4 protein-coding genes are annotated in these 8,328 nt (G+C 60.1%); all 4 read left to right on the plus strand.

The genetic code is table 11. The features are described from left to right. The first annotated feature begins 272 nt into the window (after positions 1-272). The 4 genes from P1S46_04665 (at position 273) to glnD (ending at position 8,105) form a co-directional block, all read left to right on the plus strand. On the plus strand, positions 273-986 hold the full coding sequence (locus P1S46_04665) for a tetratricopeptide repeat protein (GenBank protein MDF1535780.1): 714 nt from the start codon (positions 273-275) through the stop codon (positions 984-986). Continuing rightward, positions 983-3,649 carry a DNA mismatch repair protein MutS gene (gene mutS / locus P1S46_04670; protein MDF1535781.1) on the plus strand — a complete coding sequence of 889 codons (2,667 nt, stop codon included), beginning with the start codon at positions 983-985 and terminating at the stop codon, positions 3,647-3,649. Before P1S46_04665 ends, mutS begins: the two co-directional genes overlap by 4 nt. 68 nt (positions 3,650-3,717) lie before the next feature. Then, the gene (locus tag P1S46_04675) at positions 3,718-5,412 is read left to right on the plus strand and encodes an N-acetylmuramoyl-L-alanine amidase (GenBank protein ID MDF1535782.1); all 1,695 of its coding nucleotides are present in this window, start codon (positions 3,718-3,720) and stop codon (positions 5,410-5,412) included. Beyond that, on the plus strand, positions 5,409-8,105 hold the full coding sequence (glnD, locus tag P1S46_04680) for a [protein-PII] uridylyltransferase (GenBank protein ID MDF1535783.1): 2,697 nt from the start codon (positions 5,409-5,411) through the stop codon (positions 8,103-8,105). Before P1S46_04675 ends, glnD begins: the two co-directional genes overlap by 4 nt. Positions 8,106-8,328: the final 223 nt, after the last annotated feature.

Raw genomic sequence — 8,328 nt, forward strand, 5'->3', positions numbered from 1 at the left:
CCCTCGACCTTGCTCGGGACGGTGAGCCTGCCCTTCGACTCACTTTCGTTTGCCCAGGGCCATGTGCCTGTCGCCTGTCCCGAGCCATGTCGAGGGGAATGGTCGAACCGCACGCCGGGGGGAGGGAGAATGAGGTGAAAACCTGCCATATTATGCCATCCCCAGCCCCGCAAAATGGCTCAAAGGGAATTTTTACGAAGTTATCAAGGCCGGTCGTAACTCTGACCCTTCTGGCGATCTGTTTTCTGCCCTTTTCCGTCCAGGCTGGACCGATGGAGGATCTTACCGTCGGTGAGGCCTTCTACATGGTCGGCAACCTTGCCGAAGCGTCCCTGAGGCTTTCCGGGGCCGTTAAAACCGGTGAACCGGCGCAGGTCACCCGGGCCCTGTACATTCTGGGAAGGATCAGCCTGCTCACCGGCGATTTCCGGCAGGCCAAGGAGTATTTTGAACGTTCCGCTGAGAGCACTGACCGGTCGGCAGACAGCTGGATGGCATTCGCGGGGATCGGCGACGCTCTTTATGCCGGGGGGATCTACGAGGAAGCGATCAGGCGCTACCGGATCGCCCAGGGGAAAGCGGGAGGTGATGTGGAGAGGGCCATCATTGCCCTGAAAATGGCCCTCTGCGAGAACGCCCTCGGCAAGGAAAAAGAGGGTCTTGCCCACCTGAGGGAAGCGTTGAAGCGTATCCCGGTCCTTTCAGGATGGGTCGGACGGGAAGAGGAATTTTACCACTCCATGGCCATGGTCGGGATTGATGTACGTGAAGGGGAAAAGCAGGAGATCTACGTTCTCGCCGGGCCGGTCAGGGGCAATTTCAACTCGGACGAGGTGGTCGGTTCCGACGTCCCGGTCCGTGAAGTAAGAAAACAGGGGAAGACATACCTGGAATACGGGCCCCTCACAGATCAGGTGGAGGCGATGATCCTTTCCGAGGACATAAAAACCAGTCTCGGGGTTCCGGTAGAGGTGGTCACGCGGTGAAGCAGACCCGGTCTAAAAACTCCGGCGGGACCAGCACTCCCATGATGAAGCAGTATCTCGCCATCAAGGGCGAGCATCCGGATGCCATCCTCTTTTTCCGGATGGGAGACTTTTACGAGATGTTCCTGGACGACGCCGTGGTCGCCGCCCAGGTCCTGAAGATCGCCCTGACCACGAGGGACAAGGGCAAGGACAACGCCGTACCCATGTGCGGCATTCCGTATCACGCCGCCCAGGGGTACCTGACGAAACTGGTCCAGGCCGGCCACAAGGTCGCCATCTGTGAACAGGTCGAGGATCCCGCCCTGGCCAAGGGCCTTGTGCGCCGGGAGGTGACCCGCATCGTGACCCCCGGGACGGTCGTGGAAGAGACCCTCCTCGACGCGGACTCGCCGTCCTACCTGGCGGCGGTCAACCCGGTTTCCGGGGGCTACGGCCTGGCCCTGGTTGAGGCGTCTACGGGAGAGTTCATGGTGACCGGTTTCGAGGGGGACGGCGCCGCGTCCCGGCTGGCCACGACCCTTGCCCAGTACGAACCACGGGAGGTCCTGATGCCTGAGGGGGCAGGCGGGCCGGATGCCCTCCTCCACGCCGCCGGCCACCTCACCGCCATTGAAAAGTACCGTTTCAACCAGGATGCGGCCCGGGAAACCCTCAAGAGGTCCTTCGGTGTCGGGACCCTTTCCGGGTTCGGAACCCACCTCACCGGTCCGGCTCTGGGCGCTGCCGGAGCCGCCCTGTGGTACCTGGGAGAGGTGCACGGAGAGCCTCCAGGCCACCTCAAGCCGCCACGGACCATCCAGGACGACGAGATCCTGGTCCTCGACCCCAATACCCTGGGCAACCTGGAGATCCTGAGATCGGCTACCGACGGACGCCGCGAAGGGAGCCTTCTGGCCGTCATGGATATGACGGTGACTCACCAGGGTTCCAGGCTTTTGAGGGAGATGCTGATCCGCCCGCTCCTCCAGGTCGGTCAGATCGACGAACGGCTCGACCTGGTGGAGGAACTGGTCGGAGAGGTCATCTTGAGGGGCCGCATCAGGAAAAAACTGCGCCAGGTCTCGGACATCGAGCGTATTGTGGCCCGGTTCGCCTCTGGAACCGCCGGACCGAGGGACGCCGTTTCCCTGGCCCAGTCGCTGGAAGAGCTCCCGCGGGTAAAGGGGCTGCTGGCCGACCTCGACTCCGACCTCGGGGAGCAGGTGTGCAGGATGATCCATCCCCTGGACGAGCTTTCGGCCTACCTCGAAAACGCCCTCGTGTCTTCACCCCCGGCGACTCTCAGGGAGGGGGGCGTTTTCAGGGAAGGGCACAACGTGGAACTGGACGAACTGCGTTCCCTGACCACGGATGGGAGGAAGTTCCTTTCCGACATGGAGGCCCGTGAAAAAGAGGCCACCCGGATACCGAGCCTCAAGATCGGGTTCAACAGGGTTTTCGGTTACTACCTGGAGGTCACCAACGCGCACAAGGAGATGGTGCCGGAAGCGTGGATCCGGAAACAGACCCTGGTCAGCGCCGAAAGGTACATTACCGAGGAGCTCAAAGGCCTCGAGGAGAAGATCCTCTCGGCCCAGGAGCGGATGGTTGCTTTGGAGAGGGAGCTTTTCGAGGACCTCCGGCGGGAGATCGGGCGCAGCACCGGACCTCTCCAGGTGTCCGCCCGGGGCCTTGCCATGGCTGATGTGTTCACGTCCCTGGCCGAGCTGGCCCATTGTTCCTCCTACGCCCGCCCGACGTTCCTGGAAGACGACCCGGAGGGCCGGATTTCCATAACCCAGGGCAGGCATCCCGTTCTCGAAAAGGGAGGGGTGAGCGGGACTTTCGTTCCCAACGATCTTTATATTGATTCGGGTCTGAACCGGATGATGATCATCACGGGCCCCAACATGGCCGGGAAGTCCACTTTCATGAGGCAGGTTGCCCTCATCGCCATCATGGCCCAGGCGGGCTCCTTCGTACCGGCCAGGGAGGTGCTCATCAGCCCCGTGGACAGGGTGTTCACCCGCGTGGGCGCATCCGACCAGCTGGCCAGGGGTCTGTCCACCTTCATGGTGGAGATGGTGGAGACGGCCGAGATCCTCAACAACGCCACCGGCAGGAGCCTCGTGATCCTCGACGAGATCGGGCGGGGGACCAGCACCTTCGACGGGATCAGTATCGCCTGGGCAGTGGCGGAGGAGCTCCTGGAAGGTTCCCCGCGAGGATGCCGCACCCTTTTCGCCACCCACTACCACGAGTTGACGGAGCTGGCGCTGACAAGGGAGGGTGTGAAAAACTACAACGTCTCCATCCGGGAGTGGGGGGAAAAACTGGTCTTTTTGCACCGGGTCCAGGAAGGCGCGTCGGACAAGAGCTACGGGATCTCGGTGGGTAAACTGGCCGGACTTCCGGGAACGGTGGTTACCAGGGCCAGGGAGATCCTGGGAAACCTGGAGTCCCACGCTCTTGACAGGGAAGGGATGCCCGTCCTGGTCTCGGGTGAGGAAGGTGTTTACGGGGAAGGGGCGTCCGAATCACAGATGGGGCTGTTTAACGACGGCACGCGGAACATCCTCGACATGTTGGGCGACGCCGACATCGACGCCCTTTCTCCCCTGGAAGCGCTGAACCTGCTTGCCAGGATGAAAAAATACAAGATCCTGGAGACGGATGATTGATCCGGCGCAGTCTCCATGATCTTGTATGTGGGAAAATACCTTTGGAAATAACAAGGAGTAAATACAGCTTGAAAGTACTGATGGACAAGACAATATCTCCATTGTCCTGGCTTATGCTCTTCTTTGCCGTCGCCCTTTCATATAACTTTTTTCATGTCGATCCCGCACATGGAAAAAGTTATTGTGAGCGGCTTTACGACTCGGCACGGAAAGATTACTACTCCCTCCTCGAAAGCGAGAGGAAACAGCGGTTCCACGACAGCTGGGAAAAGGTCATCGGCAAGTTCGACGATCTCGTCGACCGCTATCCCGAATGCTCCAGGGCCCCGGACGCCCTTTTCAACATGGGAGTCCTGTACCAGAAGCTCTACCGGAAATCGTGGCTTAGAGGTGACCTGACAAAAGCCCTGGAAAGTTTCCGGAAGGTGGCGGAAAGCTATCCAAAAAACAGCCTCGCGGATGACGCTCTTTTCGCCGCCGCCGGGATCCTCGAGGAGATGGGGGACAAGGAAGAGGCATACGAGGTTTACTCTTCCATCAGGTCGTCCTATTCCAAGGGGGATATGGCGAAAAAAGCTGGCAGGAAGCTCACCGAGCTCGCGGATTACGCGCCGAGGCAGGAACCCGTCGAAACGGTCGCCGTAACGGGGGACAAGGTCAATATATCGGACATCAAGTACTGGTCGAACCCGGACTATACCCGGGTCGTTGTCTACGGATCAGGGAAAATGGCCTTTTCCGAGAACCAGCTCAAAAAGGACCCGGTCACGGGCAAACCGCCCAGGCTTTACGTCGATATCATGGGAGCGGCCATTCCCCGGAGCCTGTGTGAGACGATCCCCATCGCCGACGGGCTTTTGCTCCAGGCCCGGGTGGCCCAGTACAATACGACGACGGTCAGGCTGGTCCTGGACATCGACAGCATGAAGGATCATCGGGTTTTCAGCATGGAAAACCCCTCGCGCCTGGTCATCGACGTCATGGGAGAGGGGGGCAAGTACGCCGACGACCAGCCTGCCATGGAGACCGCCGAAAGCTCGGAGCCCCTTCCCCTGGCGCAGCAGTTCGGTTTGAGTGTGCAGAAGATCGTCCTGGATCCGGGCCACGGGGGCCGGGATCCAGGGGCGGTGGGACCAAACGGCCTCAAGGAAAAGGACGTGACCCTCGCCCTTGCCTTGAGGCTCAAACCGATCCTGGAGGAGAGAGGGTACCAGATCCTCATGACCCGGCAGGCCGATGTCTACGTGGGTCTCGAGGAACGGACCGCCATGGCCAACGACAACGGGGCCGACCTGTTTATCTCGATCCACACCAACGCCTCGAGGAGCCGCAAGGCGAGGGGGGTGGAGACATACTTCCTGGGGGTCGCCAAGACCAGGGAAGCCAGTGAAACGGCCATGCTGGAGAACGCCATCTCCCAGCAGGCCCTGTCCGACCTGGAAAAGATCCTTCTCGACCTTACCCGAACGTCGAACCTCAAACAGTCCAGCGTCCTTGCCGAATCGATCCAGGACAGCCTTTATGCCGGCCTGTCGGAGAGCTTTGGCGACGTCAGGAACCTGGGTGTCAAGCAGGCTTCATTCTACGTTCTCATCGGCGCCCGGATGCCGTCCGTCCTCGTGGAGACCTCATTCATCAGCAACCCCGGGGAAGAGAAGCTTCTTTCGAGGAAAGATTACCGTGACACGGTCTCCCAATCCCTCCTCAACGGGATCATCAAGTTCGTCAGGGCCCTTTCATCGGCGTCGGGGCCGCGGCCGTGAGCCTCATCGGCGTCGACGCGCTGGCGGAGATAAAAGATCAGAAGGAGCTTGGAAAAGAGCTCCAGAAGATCCACCAGGCAGCCTGGGATACACTCAAGCTGGAGCATGACAGCGGGCGTGACAGCCTGGAGATCATTACGCAGCTCACCCGCCTCATGGACGAGATCATCGGTTTCGTCTTCGAACACACGGCGGACCGGCTCAGGAAGGAAGGGGTGAAGGAAGACAGGCGGCTGACCCTTCTTGCCCTGGGAAGCTACGGCCGCAGGGAGCTGGCCCCGCACTCAGACGTGGATCTCCTCTTTTTCGTGCCGGAGGAGATCAGCGAGTGGACCCGCAAGTTCACGGAACGGATGCTTTACGTTCTCTGGGATACCGGGCTCGATGTGGGTTACAGCACCCGAACGACCAGGGACTGCTTCAGCCTCGCCCAGGATAACTACGATGTCCTGACCTCCATCCTGGACGCGAGGTTCCTCCAGGGAGACCCCGCCTTTTTCGAATCGTTCAAGACCGGGTTTAAAAAAAAGGTGCTCGACAAGGTGGGCACCGATTTCGTGCGTGCCAGGCTGGACGGGATGGAGGAACGCCTCCAGCGGCAGGGAGGGACCATCTACGTCCTGGAACCCAACCTCAAGGAGGGAATGGGGGGCCTCCGTGATATCCACACCTCCCTGTGGGTGGCCAAGGTCCTGTTCGCGGTGGATAGCTTCGAGGAACTGACCGGTATCGAGGGGTTCAGCATCCTGGACAGGGAGGATTACCTGGCCCTGGCAGAGTCGCTGAACTTCCTTCTCCGGGTCCGGTGCGATCTGCACTTCGCCTCCAATACGGCCCGGGACCTCCTGACCATGGAAAGGCAGCAAATGGTCGCCGACAAGTTCGGGATCCGCCACCGCAAGGGGATCCAGGCCGTGGAGAGGTTCATGCAGGAGTATTACCGCCATACGGGGCAGGCGCACCATATAACAATGGGGATCATCAAAAGGTCCATGGAGAGCCGCCGCCGGTCTCCAAGGATCCTCCAGAGGTTGAGGGAAAGGGATCTCGGGAACGGGTTTTTCGCCAGGGAGGGGAACCTCTACACCAGGGAAGATCCGGTGGAGCTTTTCGAAAAGCAGCCGGCCCTCATCATGGAGCTTTTCAAGCGCTACCAGACCACGAACCTGGAACTGTCCCCTGCGCTCTCCCAGGGAGTGCGAAGATCCCTGAAACTGGTCAATAACAGCTTTCGCAGGAACAGCGCTGTGAGGGACCTGTTTTTTTCCATTCTCGAACAGGACCGGCGGCTTTACGACACCCTCCTGCTCATGAACGAGCTGCGGTTCCTCGGGAAATACCTTCCGGAGTTCGCCACCATCCACTGCAAGATGCAGCACGATTACTACCACACCTACACCGTGGACGAGCACAGCATCAGGGCCATCAAGGAGATCGTGGAACTGCCCGGCGCGAAAGAGCCGGGGATGCAGGTCTATCAGCAGGTCTGGGAAGAGGCCCGCGGTGAGAGGACCCTCTTGTTCCTGACAGCCCTCATGCACGACGTCGGAAAGGGGAAGGGGGCGAACCATGCGGAGACGGGCGCGGAGATGGCAGCCAGGGCAGGCCGCCGGTTCGGGCTGCCGAAGGACCAGATCGAGACCATGATGCTTCTCATCAGGCAGCATCTCCTGCTCTCCCACGTCGCCCAGAGAAGAGACCTGCACGAGGAGAGGACGATCCTGGAAACCGCCCGGCTTGTTGGAACGGTGGACCGTCTCAAGCTCCTCTTCCTTCTGACCATGGCCGACCTGAAGGCCGTCGGGCCGGGAGTCTGGAACGACTGGAAAGCCAGCCTCATCACCGAACTTTTCCTGGAGACCTACCAGGCCATCGAACAGGGGGGTGTCAGCAGGGAAGAGGTCCTCGAGAGGATGCTGCTGGCGAGGACCATCATTTTACAGCGTCTGTCGGAGGAGTTCGGCGCCGACAGGGTCGGGGCCGAACTGGATGTCCTCACCGAGAGGGCCTATATGCTCTACCGGCCCAAGATGTTGTCCCATCTGGTGAAGATACGCTTCAAGATGGGCGACGACCCGATCTACGTTTCGTGGCGGCAGGCCAGGGAGGGCGGCTACACGGACATGTACGTGGTCGCCAGGGACCACACGGGTCTTTTTGCCAAGATCGCCGGGGTGCTTTCCGCCAACAACATCAACATCCTGGGCGCCCAGATCCTTACCAGGAGGGACGGTATCGTCTTCGACGTCCTGCGCGTCACCGACACCGTCATGAAACCGATCCAGGATCGTGTCAAGACGCGCATCGTGAATCGGGAGCTGAGGAAGGTCATCGACGGTGAGTTCGATGTGGAGGAGCTGTTCACCAGCCGGAAGCTCTCCATGCCGCTGAACAAGAGGGACCGCACCGCCATCGGGGTTCCGACACGGATAGAGATCGACAACGACATTTCCGAAGAACACACCGTTATCGACGTCTACGCGACCGACCGCATTGGCCTGCTTTACAGGATCACTTCGACCCTTGCCGGTCTCGGTCTTTCTATCCACACGGCCAAAGTCTCCACAAAGGTGGACCAGGCGGTGGACGTCTTTTACGTCAAGGGGTCGCAAGGGGAAAAGGTGTCGGATCCCGGGGAACTCGAAAGGATCAGAAAGACCCTTCTGGAGTCACTGGCGGCAAGTGGGTCTTAAAAACCTGAGGCGGGGACACGGGGAAGAGTAGGGGCGGTAATAGTAATGGTAATAGGAAGCCCTGGACCTGGTGCCTGGATGTCCCGAATTCAAGATTGATAGAGTCGCAAAAAGTCCAATCCGGGACTTTTCGCTCCACGGAAAGGGAAAAGCGTGGTTTTCGGTTCCCTCACGGATCGAACACACAGCCATTGGCACTCGATCCGGGCGCCTCTCCCAGGCG

The organism is bacterium, from assembly GCA_029210545.1.
Lineage (GTDB): Bacteria > BMS3Abin14 > BMS3Abin14 > BMS3Abin14 > BMS3Abin14 > JARGFV01.

What these genes read in the sequence shown, in the direction of transcription:
- P1S46_04665 (MDF1535780.1), top strand. Translation starts at nt 273, where the DNA reads ATGGAGGATCTTACCGTCGGTGAGGCCTTCTACATGGTCGGCAACCTT.